The sequence below is a fragment of the Hyphobacterium vulgare genome, assembly GCF_042643335.1.
GTDB lineage: Bacteria > Pseudomonadota > Alphaproteobacteria > Caulobacterales > Maricaulaceae > Hyphobacterium > Hyphobacterium vulgare.
The window spans coordinates 328694-351429 of the sequence record NZ_JBHRSV010000001.1; the positions used below are offsets into that span (position 1 = coordinate 328694).

A 22736-nucleotide genomic window follows, 5' to 3' on the forward strand; every position below is an offset into this window, starting at 1 on the left:
TGGCCCGGCCTAGTGACGCGTGGCGAGCCATTCCCGGGCGGCGCGCTGCGCGTCGGCGATTTCGAACGAGGACATTTCCTCGGAAATCTCGCGGCGGTAATGCTTCGCCGGCTCCGACCCCATCAGGGCCGCCAGGTTGAACCATTTGTGCGCTTCGATGTAGTCGATCGTGCCGCCCTGTCCCGTCGAATACAGAAGGCCGAGCTTGCAGAGATCCTCGCCATTGGCGTTGGTCTCGATGGCGCTGTGAGCCTGCGCCGTTTCCACGTCAGTGAAGGCCATTTTGGCACCCCATCCATGTATCCGGCCGGGCCTCGCCTTTTTGGCTGATGGTCTCTCGGCCGGGTTTTCCACCCAATGCCCGCTTCCGGCGGACAGGTGGAGATTCACCCCGGATGCTTGCCATAAGGTAAAGGAAAATCAGGGTTATCGCGCCTTAATGGTTTAATTCGATTAGGCTTTGTTGAATTCCGTTAGACTCCGTTTCGATCGGTTAAGCGCGGTGAATCAGGTATGAAGAAACCCCGCCGTCCGGACCGGAAGACGGGGCTCATTCCGAACCGAAGGCCGGCGCACTCACGTCGCGCGCTGGCCGAACAGGATTTTCCGGGCCTCCTCGGCCTTCTTGTCGTCGGCGCCGAGATTCGATCTCAGATCCTTGCCCAGCTTCCGGCCTGCCTGCACGCCCGGGCGCTCCCACACCCGGTCGACCCAGGCCTTCAGCTTGGGGAAATCGTCGAGATTCTGCCCCTGCCCCTCGGGCAGGATCCACGGCCAGATCGCCATGTCGGCGATCGAATACGGCCCGGCGATGAAGTCGCGGCCATCCGACAGCCCGCGCTCGAGGACACCGTAAAGCCGGTTCACCTCGTTGGTGTAACGGGTCTTGCCGTATTCGAGCTTGCTCAGGTCCGGTTCGATCTTCGGGGCATAGCTGCGGAAGTGATGCGCCTGGCCGGCCATCGGCCCCAGACCCCCCATCTGCCAGAACAGCCATTGCTCGACCGCCGCCTGTTCCCGCGCGTTCGACCCGTGGAACCGGCCCGACTTGCGCGCGAGATATTGCAGGATCGCACCGGACTCGAACACCGAGATCGGTTCACCGTCCGGGCCGTCGGGGTCGATGATTGCCGGCATGCGGCCGTTCGGACTGATTGCCAGGAAGCCCGGCTCGAATTGCTCGCCCGCACCGATGTTTACCGGCTTCAGAACATAGGGCAGTGCCATTTCCTCAAGCGCGATAGAGACTTTCCATCCATTCGGTGTCGGCCAGTAGTAGAGCTCGATCGGCTTTTGGTCCGGCATGATACAACCCTCGTTTCAGCGGCTTGAAAGGCATATCGCTATCAGCAGGGTCCCGATCAAGCGATCCGGCGCGCCGAATTCTCGTCCTTCCAACCTTTCCGATATTTCATGTCTCTTGCGATTCGCCGCGTAAACGGGGAAAATGCTGCTACTGCACAGGAATCAGCGGGCGCTCTTCGCATCGAATGGCGCGCTGTTTTTCTCAGGAGGGAGACGACCCAATGCTCAGAATTCTTCTCGGCGCGACCTCGGCCACGGCCCTGGCCCTCGCCCTGGCGGCTTGCACGCCTGCCGAACAGACGGAAACCGAAACCGAAGCCGAAGAAATGGTCAATGACGCCGGCGACGCGATGGAAAACGCAGCCGAAGACGCCGGCGAAATGGCGGACGACGCTGGCGACGCCATGGAAGAGGCTGCGGACGACGCGGCCGACACGATGGAAGACGCCGCTGAAGACGCGGGCGATGCCATGGAAGAAGCCGCGAGCGACGCCGAAGCCGCTGCTGAAGGCGAACCGCAGTAACTCTTGCGGCCTGACGAACTGAAAACGCCGGTGCGGCAATCCGCGCCGGCGTTTTTCTGTGCCCGGCATTGGCGCAGCGCATCGCGGGGAGTATGACACCCGCCCGACAAGATCAGGGCTGAGCCATGCCGACAAACGCGTTCGATCCCGTCTCCATGACGATGGCCGCGAAAGACCCGGATGCCTTTGCGTCCGCATTGGGCGGCAGCTTCCGGCGCTACGGCTTCGCCGTGGTCAGCGATCATGGGCTCGATCAGTCGGTCATCAATACGGCGCTGGCCCGCGCGAAGGAATTCTTCGCCCTGCCCGACTGCGTGAAACAGCATTACTTCGTCCCCGGCGGGGCCGGCCAGCGCGGCTACACGCCCTTTGGCCGCGAAGCCGCCAAGGGCGCTGACGCGATCGATCTGAAGGAATTCTGGCATGTCGGCCGGGACTTGCTGGACGGCCATCCCTATCGCGAATTCATGCCGGACAATCTGAACCCGGCCGAGATCGACGACTGGGATGCTGTCTACCGGCTCTTCGAGGCGCTCGATGCGCTTGGCCTGCGTCTGCTGGCGGCCATCGCCCGCGATCTGGGTCTACGGGATGATTTCTTCGCGGACCCGGTGCGCGACGGAAATTCCATTCTGCGCCTGCTGCATTATCCGCCGCAGACGGCGCCCGCTCCTGAAGGCTCGATCCGTGCTGCAGCCCACGAGGACATCAACACGATCACCCTGCTCCTCGGGGCCGAAGAAGCCGGCCTGCAGGTCAAGGACCGGTCGGGCCAGTGGCTCGACATCAATCCACCGCAGGGCTGCCTGGTGGTGAATATCGGCGACATGCTGCAGCGGCTGACCAATCACGTCCTGCCCTCGACGAGCCACCGCGTCGTCAATCCGGCACCGGAACGGCAGCGCTATGCACGCTATTCCATGCCCTTCTTCCTGCATTTCCGGCCCGACTATCTGATCAAGACGCTGGAGAGCTGCGTCACGCCGGACAATCCGGACCGTTATCCCGAACCGCTGACGGCGCAGGATTATCTCATGGAAAGACTGCGGGAAATCCGCCTCGCCTAGCCGTTACCACCGGTGGCGAAGATGAAGATCAGGGCCGCACCGCCGAGCACGACGGCAGCGCCGAAGGTCGACAGGTAGAGGACATGCTCCTGCCAGCGGCGGCGCTCGCCCTGACGGGCTTCGGTCTTTTCGACATGCTGTTCCATTGTGCGCTCCTTTCGCTGACTTCAGCTAGCGCGGCCCGATGACGGGTCAAACCCATGCCGTGCCGCACTGCATCAACGAAAGGGGACGGGCCAGGGTTCCGGTCAGCCTTGCTGGAACGACGGCGGCTTCCCAGATCAATGCGATGAAACTACCCGGATACCTGACCGCCGTTTTTGCCGGCTTGTCGCTGTTCTCGGCCGCCTGCCAACCGGCCCCGAGGTTGTCGGAAGAGCAAGTGGCGTCATGTGCAATCTACGAAGCCGCACTTCTGGAACTTGAAACGATTTTCGCGTCGGCTGAGACAATTCAACCGATCACCTTCGCGTTAGTCGATCCGAATATCGTGATTGAACAGGCGCCCGACTGGGACGACTGGAATGTCATACTCAGAGGATCAGAGCGTTCCGGTGCCCTCTCCCAACTCGAGGCCTTTCGCGGCCCATACGTGCAACTGTCAGATTGCTCGATGCGTCGTTTGTCTGACTGGCAAAGAATCGAAGTCGACGAGGATCGCTATGCGTGGGTTCTGCCGCCCTCTTCGGGGGACGGTCTGGAAGTGATGTATACGAACGAATTCGCATTCAGCCGCGTGTATCTCAGTCAGGATCAATCCTTTGCGATCGTCAGGATAGAGCCAACGCGACTGGATCACTTGAACATGCTTGACCCATTTCGGGGCCACCTGGCTCCCCCCGACGGCCATATGCGGCTCGAACGCGGCAGCGACGGGGAATGGACCGTTACCGGTCACCACCCTTATCGCGGATAGGTCAGACGCCCAGCTTCTTCTTCAGGATCTCGTTCACTGCCTGCGGATTTGCCTTGCCCTGCATGGCTTTCATCACCTGACCGACGAACCAGCCCATCGCCTTGGGCTTTTCCTTCACCTGCTCGGCCTGGTCCGGATTCTCCGCGATCAGCTGGTCGATGACCGCCTCGATCGCGCCGGTATCGGTGACCTGTTTCAGGCCGCGATCCTCGACGATCTTCGCCGGCGAGCCGCCCTCGTCCCACAGGATTTCGAACACGTCCTTTGCGATCTTGCCGGAAATGACGTCGCTCTCGATCAGGGCGACGAGCTCGCCCAGCTGCTCAGCGCTGACCGGGCTTTCCGTGATGTCGAGGCCTTCCTTGTTCAGGCGGCCGAACAGCTCGTTATTGACCCAGTTGGACGTCAGCTTGGCGTCGTGGCCCTTCGCTGCGGTCTCGAAGTAGTCCGCCCGGTCCTTGTCGGAGGCCAGCACGCTGGCGTCGTATTCGGTCAGGCCGAGCACCTCGACGAAGCGCTTGCGCTTGTCGGCCGGCAGTTCCGGCAGACCGGCGCGGATCTCGTCGATGCGCGATTGCGGCACTTCCAGCGGCAGCAGGTCGGGATCGGGGAAGTAGCGGTAATCGTGAGCCTCTTCCTTCGACCGCATCGAGCGGGTCACGCCCTTGCCGGCGTCGAACAGGCGGGTCTCCTGATTGATCTTGCCGCCGTCCTCGATGATATCGATCTGGCGGCGCGCCTCGTACTCGATCGCCTGCACGATGAAGCGCATTGAATTGACGTTCTTGATCTCGCAGCGCGTGCCGAGATGCTTGAATTCGCCGGTCTCGCGGAATTTCTCGTAAGCGCCCGGCTTGCAGACCGAGACGTTTACGTCGGCGCGCAGCTGGCCCTTTTCCATGTCGCCGCCGCACGTGCCGAGATAGCGAACGATCGAGCGCAGCGTCTTCACATAGGCCGCCGCATCGGCAGGCGTGCGGATATCCGGCTTCGACACGATTTCCATCAGCGCCACGCCCGACCGGTTGAGGTCGACATAGGTCGCGTTCGGATCGAGATCGTGGATCGATTTCCCCGCATCCTGTTCCAGGTGCAGCCGCTCGATCCGCACGGTGAAGAGCGAACCGTCCTCGCGTTCGCACTCGATCTCGCCTTCGCCGACGATGGGATACTGGAACTGGCTGATCTGATAGCCCTGCGGCAGGTCCGGATAGAAATAGTTCTTCCGGTCGAACCGCGAATAGGTGTTGATCTGGGCATTCAGGCCGAGCCCGGTGCGGATCGCCTGTTCCACGCAATGCGCATTGATCACTGGCAGCATGCCCGGCATCGCCGCATCGACCAGCGAGACCTGCGTGTTCGGCGCCGCGCCATAGGCCGTCGCCGCGCCGGAGAACAGCTTCGATTCCGACATCACCTGCGCATGGACTTCGAGGCCCAGGACGAGTTCCCAATCCCCGGTCGCGCCGGGAAGACGATAGCTGTGGTCGGTCATTTCGCGTCCTCGGAAGGAATGTCGTTGTCTTGTTGGGCGGCCATGGAAACAGCGCGCCAGAGCGCTTGCGTCATCACGCCGAAGATGACGAGGCCGAAGCCGAGGCACAGGGCGACAATGCCCCAGGCCGTCGCGTTCTCGATTGCCACCACGCCGGCGAACAGACCCGCCCCGAACAGCGCCGACAGCGCGCCGAGGAGGATGGCCGGCTTGGTGAAGCTGAGAACCGCGGGCTCACGCATCTCGCCCTACCACCACGTCTTCGGCTTGGCAGTGAAGCCGGCGGAATCTTCCAGCGCCGCGCCCACGGCGAACATGGTTTCCTCGTCGAGCGCCTTGGTGATCACCTGCAGGCCCAGCGGCAGGCCGGACGCGTCGAGCCCCGCGGGCACCGACATCGCCGGAATGCCCGCAATGTTCGCCGTCACGGTGAAGACGTCGTTGAGATACATCTGGATCGGGTCGGTGAATTGCGCATCGAGCGCGAACGCCGCGCTCGGCGTCGACGGCGTCAGGATCGCGTCGACCTTTTCAAACGCATTTTCGAAGTCTTCCAGAATACGGCGGCGAACTTTCAGCGCCTTCAGGTAATAGGCGTCGTAATACCCCGCAGAGAGCACATAGGTGCCCATCAGGATGCGGCGCTGCACTTCCGCGCCGAAGCCCTGACCGCGCGTCTTCTCATAGGTGTCGGTCAGGTCCGCGCCCTCGACGCGCTGGCCGAAGCGCATGCCGTCATAGCGCGCCAGGTTCGACGACGCCTCGGCCGGATTGATGATGTAATAGGTCGGCAGCGCGTATTTCGTGTGCGGCAGCGTCACGTCGACGATTTCGCAGCCCGCAGCCTTCAGCCAGTCGATCCCCTGCTGCCACAGCGCGTCGATCTCTTCAGGCATGCCGTCGACGCGGTATTCCTTCGCGACGCCGATCTTCAACCCCTTCACGCTGCGCCCGCAGGCGGCGACGAAGTCCGGCACGTCGTTCGGCAGTGAGGTGGATTCCTTCGGGTCATGCCCCGCCATCGCCTGCATCAGGATGGCGCTGTCCCTGACCGTCTTGGCGATCGGACCGGGGTGATCGAGCGAGGACGCGAACGCCACCGCGCCCCAGCGCGAGCAGCGGCCATAAGTCCCCTTCGCGCCGACCGTACCGGTGAAGGCCGCCGGCTGGCGGATCGAGCCGCCCGTGTCGGTGCCGGTCGCGCCGAAGCAGAGATCGGCCGAAACCGCCGCCGCGGACCCGCCCGACGACCCGCCCGGCGTCAGGCCCTTGTCCGAGCCTTCGGCCCGCCACGGGCTGACCACATGGCCGGTACAGGCCGTCTTGTTCGACGAGCCCATGGCGAATTCGTCCATCGCCGTCTTGGCCAGGAAGACGCCGCCCTCGGCCCACATCTTCTCGGTGACGGTCGACTCGTAGCGCGGCTTGAAGCCTTTCAGGATGTTCGACGAGGCGGTGGTCTCGACCCCCTTCACCGCGAACAGGTCCTTGATCGCCAGCGGCGCGCCTTCGAGCAGGCCGCCCTCGCCCCGCGCCAGCTTCGCGTCGCTCGCCCGGGCCATGGTCATCGTCAGGTCGCGGTCGAAGGCGCAGAAGGCATTCAGCGCCGGCTGCGAGGCCTCGGCAGCGTTGAGCGCCGTTTCTGCCAGTTCGGTCGCGGAGACCTCGCGCGCTTTCAGCTTGGCGGTGACATCGGCAAGGGACAGGGAAAGCAGGTCGGACATCGGTTACACCGTCGCGGCCGGCGAAAGCCGGATTTCGAAGAAATGATTGTGCGGGCTGTCAGGCTGGTAGTCGCCATAGCAGCCGCAGGGGCGGTAGCCCGCCTGTTCGTAGAGGCCGATTGCCGCAGTCTGGCGGTCGCCGGTTTCAAGCCGGACCGTCTCGAACCCCTTGGACAGCGCCAGGTCGTGCGCGGTCTTGAGAAGCGCCTTGGCGATCCCGAGACCCCGCGCCGCCTCGTCGACATACATCCGCTTGATCTCGGCGAAGTCGGCATATTCGCGCAGCGCGACGCAGCCCAGCGCCTCGCCGGCCGCATTGCGCGCGACGAGGAAGGTGATGTCCGGCTGCGCCAGCTGGTCCAGATCGAGGAAATAGTTGAACTGCGGGTCATAGAGCGCGGACAGGTGCGCATCGAGCGCGCCGATCAGGCGCGCCCCGTCCGCCGTGCGCGGATCCTCGGCCTTTATGGAGACCGGCTCCGTCATCACTCGACCGATTTCGGAACGACGAAGAAGCCCTCTTCGGACTTCGGCGCATTGGCCAGCACGTCGTCGCGGATCCCGCCGTCGGTGATCGTGTCCTCACGCTGCGGCAGCGGGAATTTCACCGGCGTGGTCATCGGTTCCACGCCGGCGGTATCGACCTCGTCCAGCTGCGCGATCCACGTCAGGATGCCGTTCAGCTCCTGCGTCAGGGCTTCCAGCCTTTCGGTCGGCTCGGCGATGCGGGCGAGGCGCGCGATGCGGCGGACGTCTTCGGTCGTGACGGACATGAGGCGTATCCCGGAAATTCGTGATCCGGCGTGAGTATCAACCGCGATGTTGCGGCGCAAGATGACTTGACGGCAAAGCCGCATGGGCGCAGGCGGGAAAGATGCCGTTTGCCGACCTCACAGCCCTGCCCGATGGCCCCCTCCTCGCCCTCGATCCCGGATCGAAGACGATTGGTATCGCGGTCTCGACAAGCAGCGGCGTCGTGACCCCGGTCGAGACGATCGCGCGGACGAAATTCACCGCCGACGCCCAGCGGGTCTTCGCCCTCTATGACGAATTCGGCTGCGTGGGCCTCGTGATCGGCCTGCCCGTGAACATGGACGGCTCGCTCGGCCCCCGCGCGCAATCGTCGCGGTCGCTCGGCACCAACCTCCTGCGCATCCGGGACATTCCCATCGCCTTCGAGGACGAACGTCTGTCGACCGAGGAGGCGGAAGACCGCCTGATTGCCGCCGGCATGCGCCGCGAACAGCGCGAACAGGTGATCGACGCCCACGCCGCCGCCGTCATCCTCGAAAGCGCCCTCAGAAACCGGGCTGCGCAGTCATGACCCTCATTCTCGGCGCGCTCCTCCCGATCTTCGCGGTGATCGGCCTCGGCTGGGTCCTGCGGCGCACCAATCTCGTTCAGGAAAGCGCTTGGCCGGGGATTTCGCGCCTGACCTATGTCGGCCTGTCGCCGGCCCTGCTCTTCTCGGTGATCTCGAAGGCCGACTTCTCCACAATCAGTGTCGGCCCGGCGGTCGCCGCTTCGGCGCTCGGCTTCGTGGTGATGGGCGTGATCGTGCTGGCGCTGAAACCGCTGATCCGCGCCGACGGCCCGTCCTTCACCAGCGTGTTTCAGGGCGCCTGCCGATGGAACGGCCTCGTCATTCTCGCTCTGGCGGCGCTCGCCTATGGCGTCGAGGGCGAGGTGCTGATCTCGCTGATCATGGTGGTCACCATTCCGATCGTGAACATCCAGGTCGTGACCGTGCTGACCGTCTGGGGCGCCAATGGCCGCAAGCCGGACGTGCCGACCGTGATGCGGCGGATCGTGACCAACCCGCTCATCCTCGGCTGTATCGCCGGCGGCGTCGCCAATTTGCTGGGCTGGTTCCAGACCGGCACCGTGTCGGAAGTCGTCGAACTGATGGGCCGGGCCGCCCTGCCCCTCATCCTGCTCGCAGTTGGGGCCGGTCTCGATTTCACCGCGCTCAGGGCCAATCGCTGGCTGCTGGCGCTGACGGTCGTGCTGAAACTGATCCTCGCTCCAGTGGTGTTCGGCCTGATCGCCTGGACATTCGGCGTCCGGGGCGAGGCGCTCGCCATCGTGGTGATGGTCGGCGCCTCCCCCGGAGCCGCATCGGCCTATGTCCTCGCCCAGCAATTAGGCGGCAACCGCCAGCTCACCGCCGGCGATGTCACCGCCACAACGCTGCTCAGCTTCTTCACGCTTCCTGCGGCGGTGTGGATCGCCCAGCTTGTGGGTTAGCCGATCAGGGCGAATTACCCGCCCATGAAGTCGCGCTTGCCCAGCGGCACTCCGAGATGGCGCAGGATGGCGTAACTCATCGCGGCGTGGAAACCGACATTCGGCACGATCATGTTGCAGGCATAGACGCCGCGCGGCAGCGTCATCGTCTGGTCGCGCCCCGCCGGGAAGGTGATCTCGCCGTCCGGATCGGCCGCCATGGCCTCGGCATCGAGGCCGGACACGATCTCCCACGCCTTCGCCAGCCGCGCCTGCAATTCCATGAAGGTCGTCTCGGTATCGGGCAGGCTGACCGGCTCAACACCGGCAAGGCGCGACATGCCGCGCACGCCGAAATCGGATGCCAGCTGCACCTGACGGGTCAGCGTGAACATGTCGGGCGCCAGCCGCCAGTTCAGATAGGTCTGCTCGTCGACGCCGCGGTCCTTGGCATGCTGCGCGCCCTTGGCGAGCACGCCGCCCATGGCGCGGTAGTATTGCCCGATCTGCGCGAGCGCGACGCTGGAGGTGGAATGGGACATTCTGAAACTCCCGGTTCTGGTTATGCACCAGAGCTAGGGCGTTCGGCGTGTCGGCGCGAGAGGGACGCTCTGAATGACCGCTATTCAGGATACCGCAGCGAAGGCCCAGACAGGCAGAATCTTTCGCCGCGCACCGCCACGCCATAGCCCGCCGCCTCGACAATCGCCCGTTCCGGACTCTCCGGGAACCGCACCGGATTGGTGTGATTGAAATGGATGAAGCGGATCTTTGCCCGCTCCGCGTCCGGCAGGTGCGCGAAACGCGCCATCGAATGCCGAATGAAGGGATGCAGGAAGCCGCTCATGTCGCGGCCCGGGATTTCGCCATCATCGAAGAAGGTGGCGTCGAAATAGGCGCGGTCGACACTGGCGATCATCTGCTCGATCTGCCCGCCCTCCGGGTCATATTCCTCCCAGCTGTCGATGTCCGGGATGAAGAGCACGCTGCGCTGCGGCCCCATGATGCGGTAGCCCGCCACCTCGGAGAATTCCTGCCGGTGCGGCACGGTGAAGGCCTGCACCATCAGGTTCGGTGCGATGCCGAAGGCGTCCTCCTCCGGAATGGTGACGAGATCGATATTCCCGTATTCGACCAGCTGGCTCCACGGGCCGTTGGTGCGCAGAAACTCCGCCATCCGCTCCAGCGCATGGACCCGCACGCCCTGCGCCCCCATCGACTCATGCCCGAGGAACATCAGCCCGGTGTAGTGGCCGATATGCGCATGCGTCAGGAAGATGCCATCCGGCGCGCGCGGCCCGGTCGTGCCCGCCACGGCGTCCAGGTCATGGAGTTGTTCGCGCATGTCCGGTGTCGCTTCGAACAGGAAGCGCTCCCCCGTTTCGTGATGCACGACACCCAGCGATACGGTGCGCATCCCCAGTGACGGGTCATCCCAGGCCGGGTCGTCATTGCGCCCCAGCTGCGGCGCGCCGCCATCCTGCCCAACGCCGAGCACGACAAGCTCGATTTGGCAGGAGGCCTGCAGCGTCAGGGCCAGAAGTTCTGCAATCATCAATCCACTCCCACGCGCCGACTGCGCCACTGCATGTAGAACACGTCGCGCCATTCGCCGGTCAATGGGCCATGATTCATCTTGCCTTGGCGGATAAACGTCCCGACCGGCCGGAAGCCACAGGATTCATGCAGCCGGATCGAGCCCGTATTCTCCGGAAAGATGCCCGCCTGCACCGACCAGAAACCGGCTTGCTCGGCGGCCAGCAGGAAGGCGCTCAGCAGGGCATGCCCGACGCCCTGCCCCCGTGCGGCCTCGGCGACATAGACGGCACTTTCCCCTACCCCGGCATAGACGCAGCGAGACGAGACGCCGCTCATCACCGCCCAGCCCGTGACATTGTCGCGCGCATCGAGCGAAACAAGGCGCGGCTTGTCGAGGCGCGAGGCGTCGAACTTGTCCCAGCTCGGAATATCCGTCTCGAAAGTGGCGTGCCCGGTGGCGATGCCCTCGCCATAGATGGCGAGGACGGGATCGGCGTCCTCCTCCCGCATCGCGCGTATCCGGATCATGGCGCTCTCCACAGGCCTGACGTCTGGCCATCTTGCCCGAGTCCCGGTCAAACCGTATACCGCCAAAAATCGCGAGAGGGCGTCCATGGGCCGCGCGGACTTTCACTACGACTTTCCCCACAGATCGCTTCTGTCGATCGCGGACCTCAATCCGCTCGACGTGCAGATGCTGCTGGAGCGCGCCAGCCACTGGCACGCCATCAACCGCACGCCCGACAAGAAGCATGACCCGCTCAAAGGTCTGACCCAGATCAACCTCTTCTTCGAGAACTCGACCCGCACCCAGGCGAGCTTCGAACTCGCCGGCAAGCGGCTCGGCGCGGATGTGTTGAATTTCTCGGTCTCGGCGTCGTCCACCGCCAAGGGCGAAACGCTGGCCGACACCGCGCGCACGCTCGCCGCGATGAACCCGGACCTGCTCGTCGTGCGCCACAAGGCGTCGGGCGCGCCGGACTTCATCGCGCGGGAAACCGGCCTGTCGGTGATCAATGCCGGGGACGGCACGCGCGAACACCCGACGCAGGCCCTGCTCGACGCCTTCGCCCTCACCGAAAGCCTCGGCGATGTCGGCGGGCGGCGCATCCTGATCGTCGGCGATATTCTTCATTCACGGGTCGCCCGTTCGAACGTCCTCCTGCTCAGCCTGCTGGGCGCGCAGATCCGCCTGTGCGCCCCGCCCACCCTGCTGCCGGCGGATGCCGACCGGTGGGGCGTGGAGGTCTTCCACGATCTCGACGACGCGATCGAGGGCTGCGACGCGGTGATGACGCTGCGCCTACAGAAGGAGCGTATGTCCGGCGGCTATATCCCGTCGGAGCGCGAATACTTCCGCTTCTACGGGCTGACCCATCGCCGCATGGAGGCCGCCCAGTCCGGCGCGCTCGTCCTGCACCCCGGGCCGATGAATCGCGGCGTCGAGATCGACGGCGCACTCGCCGATGACGAGGAAGTCAGCCTGATCCTCGATCAGGTCGAGGCCGGGGTCGCGGTGCGCATGGCGGTTCTGGAAATGCTCGGCGAACAGACGCGCCGCAACACGGAGCGCCGCCGATGAGCCAGCGATTTGCCATCGTCAATGCGCGCCTCGTCGATCCGGCCAGCGGGATGGACGAAGCCGGCGGTGTCCTCGTCGAGGATCACCACATCGCCGAATTCGGGCCCGGTGTGCGCGGCATCAATCTCGACGATGTCGAGGTGATCGACGCGCGCGGCGCGATTCTCGCCCCGGCGCTGATCGATCTGCGCGCCGGGATCGAACCGCCCTTCACGCCGGGCGGCGAGACCATCTCCAGCCTGTCTGCCGCTGCGGCCGCGGGCGGGATCGGCACGCTGGTGCTCGGCCCGCAGGCTGCAACGCCCTTCGACACGCCGGAAACCGTCCGCGCGCTCGGCCACGAAACCCGGCCCATGCGGGTGCGTATGCCGGTCGCGGGCGGCGCGACGCGCGGCCTTGCCGGCGAGAGCATGTCCGAGATCGGCCTGATGCACGATGCCGGCGCGCTCTTCGTCTCGAATGGCGACGCGCCGATCGCCGACACGCGCGTCCTGCGCAGCCTGTTGTCCTATGCCAGCCATTTCGAGGCCTGGGTCGCCCTGCGCCCGGCCGATGCCTGCCTGTCCGCGGGCGCGGCGGCCACGGAGGGCGAATGGGCGGCCCGCAACGGCATTCCGGCCGAACCGGCCGTCGCCGAACGCATGGCGATCGAACGCCTCGCCGCCCTGGGGGAGCTGACCGGCGGGCGTGTCCTGATCGACCGGATCTCGACCGAAGCAGGTCTCGACGCCCTCACCCGCGCCAAACGCAAGGGGCTGGAGATCGGCGCCACCGCGTCGGTGAACAGCCTCCTGCTCAATGAGGTCGATGCCGGCGGTTTCGACGCCAGCATGCGCCTCGTCCCGCCGCTGCGTTTCGAAGCCGACCGCGAAGCGCTGGTCCGTGCCATCACCGAGGGGCTCGTGGACGCGGTCGTGTCCGACCATCGTCCGCTGTCGGTCGAGGCGAAATCCGAACCCTGGCCGGAAGCCGCTGCGGGTTCGACCGGGGTGGAAACCCTGCTCGCCGCCCTCCTCTCGCTGGTCCATGACGGCCAGCTCGAACTGATCGACGCGCTGCGCGTCGTCACCTCCGGCCCCGCCGACCTGATCGGCCTGCCGCAAGGCCGCATGGAGGAAGGCGCCCCCGCCGACCTTGTCCTGATCGACGGCGATGCGCCCTGGGTCTACCGCGCCGCCGACGGCCTCTCCGCCCGGCGCAATGCCGCGCTCGAAGGCCGCCGCTTCCAGGGCCGGGTCTTGAAGACTTTCGTCGCCGGGGCGATGATCCACTCGGGCAACAACTAGAAGGCGAGCGCAAATGTCGATCTGGACGCTGGCAGCGATGACCCTGGCCGCGGGCGGCGGCTATCTTCTCGGCTCCATCCCCTTCGGCCTTGTCATCACGAATCTGGCGGGCCTGGGCGACATCCGCCAGATCGGCTCGGGCAATATCGGCGCGACCAATGTGCTGCGCACGGGCCGCAAGGATCTCGCCCTCGCCACGCTGGTACTCGACGCGGGCAAGGCGGGTCTCGCAGCGCTGATCTTTACCTGGCTGATCGGGACCGAGGCGGGCCTCGTTGCCGGCGGCGCGGCATTCTTCGGCCACTGCTTCCCGGTCTGGCTGGGATTCAAGGGCGGCAAGGGTGTCGCGACCTTCTACGGCACCATCCTCGCCGTCGCCTGGCCGGTCGGCGTGCTGGCCGCGCTGACCTGGATCGGCATGGCGCTGATGATGCGGATTTCCTCGCTCAGTGCTTTGGTGGCTGCGGCCGCCTCTCCCATCATCGCTTACGCCTTCGGACGCGGTGACGTGGGGATCCTCTGCCTCTTCCTCGCCGCCATCATCTACTGGCGGCACCGCGCCAACATCGCCCGCCTGCTGGACGGCAGCGAGCCGAAGATCGGCGGTGCCAAGGCGTGAGCGCAAACCGCACCGCCTGGCTGCGGCTCGCCCGCACCGACGGGGTTGGTCCCGTCACCTTCTTCAAGCTGATCGAACGGTTTGGCGAAGCCGAGGCCGCGCTCGACGCCCTGCCCGGTCTCGCTCGCAAGGCCGGACGCGCGCAGGCCCCGCGCATGCCCTCCCGCGAGGAGGCCGAAAGCGAGATCGCGGCGACCGAGGATTTCGGCGCCCGCATCGCGATCGCCTCCGATGCGGACTATCCCCCGCTCCTGCTGGAACTCGACCCGCCACCCCCGGTCCTGACGCTGATGGGACCACTTGGCTTCGACCGCCCCTCCTGCGCCATCGTCGGGTCGCGCAATGCCTCCGCCATCGGGATGAAGTTCGCACGGGAGCTGGCCCAGGGCCTGGGGGCGCGCGGCGTCACCGTGGTCTCAGGTCTGGCGCGCGGCATCGACGGGGCCGCCCACACCGGGTCGCTGGAGACCGGAACGGTCGCCGTGCTGGCCGGGGGCATCAACCACATCTACCCGCCGGAGCACCGGGAGCTTCAAGCCGAGATCGCGCGGCGCGGCTGTCTCGTCACGGAATCGCGTTTCGGCCTGTCGCCGACCGCCCGCGACTTTCCGCGCCGCAACCGGATCATTTCCGGACTGTCGCTCGGCACGGTCGTCGTCGAGGCCGCGCTCAAATCCGGATCTCTGATTACCGCCCGCCTCGCCGCCGAGCAGAACCGCGAGGTCATGGCGACGCCCGGTTCGCCGCTCGATCCTCGCGCCAAAGGCACCAACAAGCTGATCCGCGAAGGCGCCGCGCTGATCGAAAGCGCCGACGACGTGCTCGACATTCTCGGCCAACTGAAGCGCCGCGTCGCCGAGGAAGACAGTGACGGATGGATGCCGCCGCCCTCCGATGGCGAAAGGCCGGATGACAGCGACGTCGACGCCGTCCGGGAGCGCGTGGCCGGACTGCTGTCACCCTCACCGGTCAGCGTCGATGAGCTGGCCCGAGCGGCCGGATGCCCGGTTCAGCTGGTGATGGCGGCACTCGTGGAACTCGAGCTCGCCGGCCGGGCGGAGATCGCGCCGGGCGGACAGGTCAGGTCGGCCTAGGACTGCGGGCCTCGCGCTGCAGCCGACTCAAGCCGTATGACCTCGATCGCAGCTCCGATCACGGCGGCGGACTGATTTAGCCCCGCCGTTCGCGCAATCTCCGCAAGGTCTGACAGCAATTCAGCGGTAAAGTCTGCAGCCTCGGCCGCGAGATTCGCTCGCTCCGCCTCTCCGGTCGGTTGCATCCCGTCCCCCATATTCTACCTGTGAGGGTATTTTTGCATGATGGAATTTAAGTTTGCAAGCCGAACCGCCCGTTGACACCTGCCTGACCCTCCCCCACGTTCCCGCGCCGCTGCCCGACCGGTAGAAGCCGCTTTCCATAACGGAATCAGAATGAACGTTGTCGTCGTCGAATCCCCGGCCAAGGCCAAGACCATCAACAAATATCTCGGCAAGGACTTCGAAGTCCTCGCCAGCTTCGGCCATGTCCGCGATTTGCCGCCCAAGGATGGCTCGGTCCGTCCCGACGACGATTTCGCAATGGAATGGGAGATCGAGCCGGCGTCCGCGAAACGGATCAAGGCCATCGCCGACGCCGTGAAGGGCGCCGACAAGCTGATCCTGGCGACCGACCCGGACCGCGAGGGCGAAGCGATTTCCTGGCACCTGCTCGAAGCCCTGACCAAGCGAAAGGTGCTCAAAGGCGTGGCGGTCGAACGCGTCGCCTTCAACGCCATCACCAAGACCGCGATCACCGAAGCGATGCGGCATCCGCGCGCGATCGACATGGAGCTGGTCGAAGCCTACCTCGCCCGCCGCGCGCTCGATTACCTGGTCGGTTTCACCCTCTCACCGGTGCTCTGGCGCAAGCTTCCGGGCGCGCGATCGGCCGGCCGGGTGCAGTCGGTCGCCCTTCGCCTCGTCTGTGACCGCGAACTCGAGATCGAGAAATTCCGTCCGGAGGAATACTGGTCGGTTGAAGCCGACATGGTCTCGGGCAAGTCGGACTCCTTCCGCGCCCGCCTGACGAAGTTCGAGGGCAGGAAGATCGACAAGATGTCGATCGGCGACCGGGCGATGGCGAAATCCGCCGTCGCTGCGATCGAAGCCGCGAGCTTCAGGATCGGTGCCGTCGAGGCCAAGCCGACCAAGCGCCATCCGGCACCGCCCTTCACGACCTCGACCCTGCAGCAGGAAGCCGCACGCAAGCTGGGCTTCAACGCGCAACGCACGATGCGCACCGCGCAGAAACTCTATGAAGGCGTCAATCTCGGCGGCGAGACGGTCGGCCTGATCACCTATATGCGGACCGACGGGATTTCCATGGTCGGCGAGGCGATCAGCGAGGCCCGCCATGTGATCGGCGACCGCCACGGCGCGCTCTACCTGCCGTCCAGCCCGCGCGTGTACACCTCGAAGCAGAAGAATGCGCAGGAAGCCCACGAAGCGATCCGCCCGACCAGCTTTTCGCGCCTGCCGGAAAACCTGCATCTCGATGGCGACGAGGCCAGGCTCTACGCCCTGATCTGGAAGCGCGCCGTCGCCAGCCAGATGGAAAGCGCGCGCTTCGAGCGCACCACGATCGACATGGAGAATGCCGACGGCACGCTCGCCATGCGCGCGACCGGGTCGGTCCTGCTCTTTGATGGCTTCCTCACCCTTTACACCGAGGGCCGCGACGACGAGGAAGACGAGAACGATACCCGCCTGCCCAGGGTCGACCAGGGCGCGCCGGCGGACGTCAAGAAAACCCATGCCGACCAGCATTTCACCCAGCCGCCGCCGCGTTACACCGAGGCGTCCCTGGTCAAGAAGATGGAAGAACTCGGCATCGGCCGGCCTTCCACTTATGCCTCCGTCCTGACCGTGCTGCGTGAACGCGACTATGTCCGCATGGACAAGACCCGCTTCATTCCGGAGGACAAGGGCCGGGTCGTCACCGCCTTCCTCGAGAATTTCTTTTCGCGCTATGTCGAATACGATTTCACCGCGGAACTCGAAAACCAACTCGACAAGGTTTCAGCCGGCGATCTCGACTGGAAGCAGCTGCTGCGCGATTTCTGGACGCAATTCTCCGCCTCGGTGAACGAGATCGGCGACTTGCGGATCGGTGAGGTGCTGGAAGCGCTCAACACGGCACTTGCCCCGCACATCTACCCCGAGCGTGAGGACGGGACCGATCCGCGCGAATGCCCGTCGTGCAAACAGGGCACGTTGTCGATCCGCCTCGGCAAGTTCGGCGCCTTCGTGGGCTGTTCGAACTATCCCGACTGCAAGTTCACCCGTCCGCTAGGTGCGACCGACGAGGCGCCCGCCGCTGAAGGCGACGGCGCACTCGGCGAGGACCCGGTCACGGGCGAAACGATCTATCTGAAGGACGGCCGCTTCGGGCCCTACCTTGAGATGGCGGTGGCCGGCGAGGAGAAGCCCAAGCGCTCCTCCCTGCCGAAGGGCTGGTCCAGGGACACGATCAATCTCGAACGTGCGGCAAAACTGCTCTCGCTGCCGCGCGAAGTGGGTCCCCACCCGGAAGACGGGGAGATGATAGAAGCGGGCCTCGGACGCTATGGCCCATTCGTGCGCCACGGCAAGACATATGCGAATGTATCAGATATCGAAGAAGTATTTGAAATCGGTCTCAACCGCGCGGTGGCCCTGATTGCCGAGAAGAAAGCCGGTGGCGGGCGCGGTGCAACCTCCGAACCCTTGAAGGAATTGGGGGAATATGACGGTGACCAGATCCGTGTCATGAAAGGCCGCTACGGTCCTTATGTGAAATGGAAGAAGGTCAATGCCACCCTGCCCAAGGGGCTCGCGCCGGAAGACGTGACCCTGGAAAAGGCCGTCGAGCTCATCAAGGAGCGCGACTCGAAGGGCGGCAAGAAGGGTGGCCGGAAGCCAGCCGGCAAATCCGCTGCGAGTCCGAAGAAGAAGGCTCCGGCCAAGAAGAAAACTGCAGCGAAGGCAAAAGGCTAGAGACAGAACTTGTCAACGGACTTTGATCCGAGGGAAACCGGCTTCACCCGCGATGCCCTGCTCGAGGCGATCCGCCTCGGCCAGGGCCGCGCCTCGAAGCGCGATCTCGCCCGGGAGCTGAAACTCACCGGCGACCAGAAGGCCTTCCTGAAAACCGCCCTGCGCATGCTCGAAGACGAGCGCGCCATCCACCGCGAGGGGCGTAATGGCTGGGCGTTGTCGGATGCGCTTCCGGACGTCGCCGTGGTCGAAATTCACGACCGTGATACCGATGGCGAACTCCTTGCCCGGCTGACCAAGCCCGGCGCGCCGGCGGCCCGCATTCGTCTGGCTCCGGGCGAAGGCTCGGGTGGCCGTTCCGGTCCTGCGCTCGGCATTGGCGACCGCGCGCTCGTGCGGCTGGAACGCGACGATGAGGGCGGCTGGGAAGCGCGGCTGATCCGCAAGCTGGGCCAGAGCGCGCACACCATCCTCTGCGTGCTCAGGAAGGATCGCGGCCGCCCCGCCCTGAAGCCGGTCGACCGTCGGTCGAAGGACGATCTCGTCCCGATGAAGGGCGAGGCCGAGAAGGCCAGGGACGGCGACCTGGTCCTCTGCCGGATCGCGAAGGCCGAACGCCGCGGCGGGCCGAAGCCGGCCCATATCATCGAGGTCATCGGCCGCGCCGATTCACCGGGCGCCGGCAGCCTGATCGCTTTGCATTCCCACGGCATTCCCACCGAATTCGGCGAGGAGGAGTTCCGTCAGGCCCGGGACGTGAAACCCGCCAGCCAGGGCAATCGCGAGGATTTGCGCTCCATTCCGCTTGTGACCATCGATCCCGACGACGCCAAGGACCATGACGATGCCGTCTGGGCCGCGCCGGACGATGATCCCGGCAACAAGGGCGGCTGGGTTGTCATTGTCGCGATCGCCGATGTTGCGGCCTATGTCACGCCGGGTTCGGCGCTCGACCGCGGCGCACTCAAACGCGGCAATTCGGTCTATCTGCCTGACCGGGTCGTGCCGATGCTGCCCGAACGCCTGTCAAACGATCTGTGCTCGTTGCGGGAGAATGAGGACCGGCCGTGCATGGCCGTCCGCATGGTGTTCGACAAAACCGGCCACAAGCGCTCGCACCGCTTCGTGCGCGGCTGGATGCGCTCGGCGGCCAAGCTCAGCTACACCCAGGCGCAGACTGCGATCGACGGGAAGCCCGACGACAAGACCGGACCGCTGCTCGAACCGGTCCTGAGGCCGCTCTGGGGCGCCTATGCTGCGCTGAAACAGGCGCGCGAGCAGCGCCAGCCGCTCGATATCGACTCGCCGGAACGCAAGGTCCGCGTCGGCGAGGACGGCAAGGTGATCGGCGTCGAGACCCGTGAGCGCTTCGATGCCCACCGCTTGATCGAGGAATGCATGATCCAGGCGAATGTCTGCGCGGCGGAAACGCTGGAGCAGGCGCGCCTCTCCCTGATCTACCGGGTCCACGAACCGCCGAGCGCCGAGAAACTACAGGCACTGGCCGACTTTCTCGGTACGCTGGACATGAGCTGGGCCAAGGGCGAGACCCCGCGCACGGAGCGGTTCAATCGCCTGCTCGAACGCGCCAGGTCCACGCCGCATTACGCGACGATCAACGAGGTCGTGCTGCGGACCCAGTCGCAGGCCGTCTACTCCCCGGACAATCAGGGCCATTACGGTCTCAACCTGCGCCGCTACGCCCACTTCACCTCACCGATCCGGCGCTATGCCGACCTCACCGTCCATCGCGCCCTGATCCGCGCCGGCAAGTTCGGCCAGGATGGCCAGACCGAAGCCGAGGCGAGCCAGCTCGAGGCGATCGCGGAAGACATCACCGCCGCCGAACGCCGGGCCATGGCCGCCGAACGCGACACGGTCGACCGCTATGTCGCGCTCTACATGTCGGAGCATGTCGGCAGCGAGTTTCCCGGACGGATCACAGGCGTCACCCGGTTCGGGGCCTTCATCCGACTGGACGAGACCGGCGCGGACGGCCTCGTCCCGATCAGCCAGCTGGGCCATGAGCGTTTCCACCATGACGAGACGGCTCATGCCCTGGTCGGCGAACGAAGCGGCGACACTTATCGCCTCGGCATGCCTGTGAAGGTCCGGATCCTTGAAGCCGCGCCGATCACGGGCGGCCTGCTGCTGGAACTGACGACGCCCCCGGAAGACGGCAAGCCGCCGCGCCATGCACGCGGGCGAGGCCGCCCCGGCGGGCATCGCGGCCGCGGCGGTCCGGCTGGCCGGAAAGGCGGCAAGACCGGCGGCAAGCCGAAAAAGGGCAAGCGCCGGTGACCCCGCTTCTGCGTCCGAAGCTCGCTGGATCGCTGATCCTGACGCGCCCGGCCGGCAACAGCATCGAAATCCTGATGGGCCGGCGCTCCGCCAGGCACGCCTTCATGCCCGACCGCTATGTCTTTCCGGGCGGCCGCGCCGACCGGGCCGATGCCTTCGCCCCGCTCGCGGGTGACCTGCCGCATCCCGTACTCGGCTGCATGACGAAATCGCTTCCCGAGCGCCGGGCGCGCGCCGTCGCGGTCGCTGCAGTGCGCGAGACGGCAGAAGAGACCGGTTACTTGCTGGCGGCACCCGCCGAGATTCGCAGCCGCCACGCGTCCTGGACCCCGTTCCGCCAGCACGGTGTGGCGCCGGACCTGTCGGCCTTGCGCCTGATCGCGCGGGCGATCACCCCGCCGGGACGCGTGCGCCGCTTCGATGCCTGGTTCTTTCACGCCGAGGCTTCGGCCCTGTGCGACGAGCGTGTCGAGATCACCGATCCGGAACTGGAAGACATCCTCTGGGTTCCGTTCGAAAGGACTTGCGACCTGCCCCTGCCCCATGTCACCCGTTTCGTGCTCAACGAACTCGACCGGCAGCTGAAGGATGCGAAGGCCCAGCCGCGTCATATCCGCGAACTCGCGCGCAAGGTCCGCATCGATCCACTCTAGGCAGGCGACAATTCAGGCGAGGGCCGCTATAGCGCGGCCATGATCGCCCGGCTGTTCCTCTCGCCAGACTTCGCCCGCAATCGCTCTCTCGCAGCGGCGATCGTTTGCGCGACGCTGTCCGGTTGCGGCTTCACGCTGCTGATGCCGGTGATCGGGATCAATCTGGAAATGATGACCGGATCGGGCGCGCTGGTCGGCCTCAATGGCGCGGCGGCCGCGCTCTCGACCATCATCGCCACCCCCTTCGTGCCGGGGCTGCTGTCTCGCTTGCCGGGTCGGCCGCTGATCGTGCTGAGCCTGATTTTCGCCGCCGTCTGCCTGCCACTCTTCCGGATCTTCCCCGACGTGACGGCGTGGTTCGTCCTGCGCTTCGCGATGGGCGTTGCGATCACCATCGTGTTCGTCGCGTCGGAGACCTGGATCAACCAGATCGCCACCCCGGCCCGGCGCGCCACCATTCTGGCGATGTATGCCACCGCGCTGGCGTGCGGCTTCGGCCTCGGCGGCCTGCTTCTGTCAGTGCTCGGTTCCCAGGGCTGGGCACCGTGGATCGCCGGCACGCTGCTGTTCTCGCTCGGCACCATCCCCGTGATGGCCCTGCGTGGCCCCGAGATCGAGCCTCCGTCGCGGTCCGATGCCGGAACGCTGGCGATGTTCCGGGCGGCGGCGATTGCACCGACCGCGATCGGGGCCGGACTTCTGTTCGGCGCAACCGAGACGATCTTCTTCTCGCTGATGCCGGTCTATGGCGTACGGATCGGCCTCGCCGAAGCGGCCATCGGCATCATCATGGCCTGCGGTGCGGTCGGCGGCATCATGATGCAGGTCCCGGTCGGTCGGCTGGCCGACTCGATCGGCAAGCGCCCGGTCGTGGCCGCGGTCAGCCTCGTCTGCCTCGCCGGCCCGGCCTTCGTCTGGATGGCCGGGAATACCGCCCTCGCCCTCTATGCCGTGATGTTTGTCTATGTCGGGCTGGCGACGACGCTCTACACTCTGGGCCTGGCGATGATCGGCGACCGCTTTACCGGGGGCGCGATCGCCGCGGCCAACGCCGCCTTCGTCATGGCCTATGGCGTCGGGTCTTTCGCGGGACCGCCCGTGGCCGGCATGGCGATGGATATTGTTGACCCTCAAGGCGTGCTGATCGTCCTGTCCGGTTTCGCACTGGTCTTCATCGGAGTGCTGACCGCACGCATCGTGCAGAGCCGGAACGGTTGACAACCCCGTGCCCATGCGTATGTTCCGCCGCTCCTCGCCGGGCGGCATTGCCCTGCGCCTTAAGCTTATTCGGGTGTTTTCGTCATGGCCAAACCGACGACCATCAAGATCCGCCTCAACTCGACCGCCGGTACGGGCTATTTCTACGTGACGAAGAAGAATGCCCGTACGATGACCGAGAAGCTCGTGCTGAAGAAGTACGATCCGGTCGCGAAGAAGCACGTCGAGTTCAAGGAAGCCAAGATCAAGTAAGGTCCGGCGCGGTCCG

25 protein-coding genes are annotated in these 22736 nt (G+C 65.5%); 14 read left to right on the top strand and 11 right to left on the bottom strand.

Features of this window, described 5'->3' with window-relative positions; translation table 11 throughout:
* Positions 1-9: 9 nt before the first annotated feature.
* Entirely contained in the window at positions 10-282 is a 273-nt protein-coding gene (locus ACFOOR_RS01665; RefSeq protein WP_236954657.1) for an SEL1-like repeat protein, read from the bottom strand.
* Between the two features lie 294 nt (positions 283-576).
* Positions 577-1305 (bottom strand): glutathione S-transferase family protein, encoded by a 729-nt coding sequence (locus ACFOOR_RS01670; RefSeq protein WP_343163485.1) that lies wholly within the window; start codon positions 1303-1305, stop codon positions 577-579.
* A gap of 221 nt (positions 1306-1526) precedes the next feature.
* Between ACFOOR_RS01670 and ACFOOR_RS01675 the strand changes: the two genes are divergently transcribed.
* Positions 1527-1829, top strand: coding sequence for a hypothetical protein (locus ACFOOR_RS01675; RefSeq protein ID WP_343163484.1), 303 nt, complete (start codon positions 1527-1529; stop codon positions 1827-1829).
* A gap of 125 nt (positions 1830-1954) precedes the next feature.
* A complete protein-coding gene (locus ACFOOR_RS01680) occupies positions 1955-2896 on the top strand; it encodes an isopenicillin N synthase family dioxygenase (protein WP_343163483.1) in 942 nt (313 codons plus the stop codon).
* On the opposite strand, the gene ACFOOR_RS01685 is transcribed toward ACFOOR_RS01680, so the two are convergent.
* Complete coding sequence (locus tag ACFOOR_RS01685; RefSeq protein ID WP_343163482.1) at positions 2893-3042, bottom strand: hypothetical protein; 150 nt, start codon at positions 3040-3042, stop codon at positions 2893-2895. The two genes, ACFOOR_RS01680 and ACFOOR_RS01685, sit on opposite strands and share 4 nt — an antisense overlap.
* Positions 3043-3080: 38 nt before the next feature.
* On the opposite strand from ACFOOR_RS01685, the gene ACFOOR_RS01690 reads away from it, so the two are divergent.
* Positions 3081-3812 (top strand): hypothetical protein, encoded by a 732-nt coding sequence (locus tag ACFOOR_RS01690; RefSeq protein WP_343163481.1) that lies wholly within the window; start codon positions 3081-3083, stop codon positions 3810-3812.
* A 1-nt stretch (position 3813) separates the two neighbouring features.
* Here the strand turns inward: ACFOOR_RS01690 and gatB are convergent, their stop codons facing one another.
* Genes gatB through gatC form a run of 5 tightly spaced genes read right to left on the bottom strand, consistent with a single transcriptional unit; the run spans position 3814 to position 7804 of the window.
* Complete coding sequence (gene gatB, locus ACFOOR_RS01695; RefSeq protein ID WP_343163480.1) at positions 3814-5307, bottom strand: Asp-tRNA(Asn)/Glu-tRNA(Gln) amidotransferase subunit GatB; 1494 nt, start codon at positions 5305-5307, stop codon at positions 3814-3816.
* Positions 5304-5549: a hypothetical protein gene (locus tag ACFOOR_RS01700; RefSeq protein WP_343163479.1), complete on the bottom strand. Its 246-nt coding sequence runs from the start codon at positions 5547-5549 to the stop codon at positions 5304-5306. The genes gatB and ACFOOR_RS01700 overlap by 4 nt, the downstream gene beginning before the upstream one ends.
* Before the next feature lie 6 nt (positions 5550-5555).
* Complete coding sequence (gatA, locus tag ACFOOR_RS01705) at positions 5556-7013, bottom strand: Asp-tRNA(Asn)/Glu-tRNA(Gln) amidotransferase subunit GatA (protein WP_343163803.1); 1458 nt, start codon at positions 7011-7013, stop codon at positions 5556-5558.
* A gap of 21 nt (positions 7014-7034) precedes the next feature.
* Positions 7035-7517, bottom strand: coding sequence for a GNAT family N-acetyltransferase (locus tag ACFOOR_RS01710; RefSeq protein WP_343163478.1), 483 nt, complete (start codon positions 7515-7517; stop codon positions 7035-7037).
* A complete protein-coding gene (gatC, locus tag ACFOOR_RS01715) occupies positions 7517-7804 on the bottom strand; it encodes an Asp-tRNA(Asn)/Glu-tRNA(Gln) amidotransferase subunit GatC (protein ID WP_343163477.1) in 288 nt (95 codons plus the stop codon). Before gatC ends, ACFOOR_RS01710 begins: the two co-directional genes overlap by 1 nt.
* A gap of 101 nt (positions 7805-7905) precedes the next feature.
* Between gatC and ruvX the strand changes: the two genes are divergently transcribed.
* Entirely contained in the window at positions 7906-8355 is a 450-nt protein-coding gene (gene ruvX, locus ACFOOR_RS01720; protein ID WP_343163476.1) for a Holliday junction resolvase RuvX, read from the top strand.
* A complete protein-coding gene (locus tag ACFOOR_RS01725; RefSeq protein WP_343163475.1) occupies positions 8352-9278 on the top strand; it encodes an AEC family transporter in 927 nt (308 codons plus the stop codon). The genes ruvX and ACFOOR_RS01725 overlap by 4 nt, the downstream gene beginning before the upstream one ends.
* A 14-nt stretch (positions 9279-9292) precedes the next feature.
* Here the strand turns inward: ACFOOR_RS01725 and ACFOOR_RS01730 are convergent, their stop codons facing one another.
* The 3 genes from ACFOOR_RS01730 to ACFOOR_RS01740 all read right to left on the bottom strand — a co-directional run bounded on the left by ACFOOR_RS01730 (position 9293) and on the right by ACFOOR_RS01740 (position 11324).
* Positions 9293-9799 carry a DUF1993 domain-containing protein gene (locus ACFOOR_RS01730; protein WP_343163474.1) on the bottom strand — a complete coding sequence of 169 codons (507 nt, stop codon included), beginning with the start codon at positions 9797-9799 and terminating at the stop codon, positions 9293-9295.
* Positions 9800-9879: 80 nt separating this feature from the next.
* Positions 9880-10812: an MBL fold metallo-hydrolase gene (locus ACFOOR_RS01735; RefSeq protein WP_343163473.1), complete on the bottom strand. Its 933-nt coding sequence runs from the start codon at positions 10810-10812 to the stop codon at positions 9880-9882.
* Entirely contained in the window at positions 10812-11324 is a 513-nt protein-coding gene (locus ACFOOR_RS01740; RefSeq protein WP_343163472.1) for a GNAT family N-acetyltransferase, read from the bottom strand. Before ACFOOR_RS01740 ends, ACFOOR_RS01735 begins: the two co-directional genes overlap by 1 nt.
* An 85-nt stretch (positions 11325-11409) precedes the next feature.
* On the opposite strand from ACFOOR_RS01740, the gene ACFOOR_RS01745 reads away from it, so the two are divergent.
* From ACFOOR_RS01745 to rpmG, 9 genes are all read left to right on the top strand, one after another.
* Entirely contained in the window at positions 11410-12378 is a 969-nt protein-coding gene (locus ACFOOR_RS01745) for an aspartate carbamoyltransferase catalytic subunit (protein WP_343163471.1), read from the top strand.
* Entirely contained in the window at positions 12375-13664 is a 1290-nt protein-coding gene (locus tag ACFOOR_RS01750) for an amidohydrolase family protein (protein WP_343163470.1), read from the top strand. The genes ACFOOR_RS01745 and ACFOOR_RS01750 overlap by 4 nt, the downstream gene beginning before the upstream one ends.
* Positions 13665-13677: 13 nt before the next feature.
* Positions 13678-14283: a glycerol-3-phosphate 1-O-acyltransferase PlsY gene (gene plsY / locus ACFOOR_RS01755; RefSeq protein WP_343163469.1), complete on the top strand. Its 606-nt coding sequence runs from the start codon at positions 13678-13680 to the stop codon at positions 14281-14283.
* Complete coding sequence (gene dprA / locus ACFOOR_RS01760) at positions 14280-15377, top strand: DNA-processing protein DprA (RefSeq protein ID WP_343163468.1); 1098 nt, start codon at positions 14280-14282, stop codon at positions 15375-15377. The genes plsY and dprA overlap by 4 nt, the downstream gene beginning before the upstream one ends.
* 336 nt (positions 15378-15713) lie before the next feature.
* Positions 15714-18296 (top strand): type I DNA topoisomerase, encoded by a 2583-nt coding sequence (gene topA, locus ACFOOR_RS01765; RefSeq protein ID WP_343163467.1) that lies wholly within the window; start codon positions 15714-15716, stop codon positions 18294-18296.
* A gap of 9 nt (positions 18297-18305) precedes the next feature.
* Positions 18306-20597 carry a ribonuclease R gene (gene rnr / locus ACFOOR_RS01770; RefSeq protein ID WP_343163466.1) on the top strand — a complete coding sequence of 764 codons (2292 nt, stop codon included), beginning with the start codon at positions 18306-18308 and terminating at the stop codon, positions 20595-20597.
* On the top strand, positions 20594-21250 hold the full coding sequence (locus ACFOOR_RS01775; RefSeq protein ID WP_343163465.1) for an NUDIX hydrolase: 657 nt from the start codon (positions 20594-20596) through the stop codon (positions 21248-21250). The genes rnr and ACFOOR_RS01775 overlap by 4 nt, the downstream gene beginning before the upstream one ends.
* Before the next feature lie 39 nt (positions 21251-21289).
* Positions 21290-22468 (top strand): MFS transporter, encoded by a 1179-nt coding sequence (locus ACFOOR_RS01780; RefSeq protein ID WP_343163464.1) that lies wholly within the window; start codon positions 21290-21292, stop codon positions 22466-22468.
* A gap of 84 nt (positions 22469-22552) precedes the next feature.
* Complete coding sequence (gene rpmG / locus ACFOOR_RS01785) at positions 22553-22720, top strand: 50S ribosomal protein L33 (RefSeq protein WP_039718003.1); 168 nt, start codon at positions 22553-22555, stop codon at positions 22718-22720.
* The last annotated feature ends 16 nt before the right edge of the window (positions 22721-22736 follow it).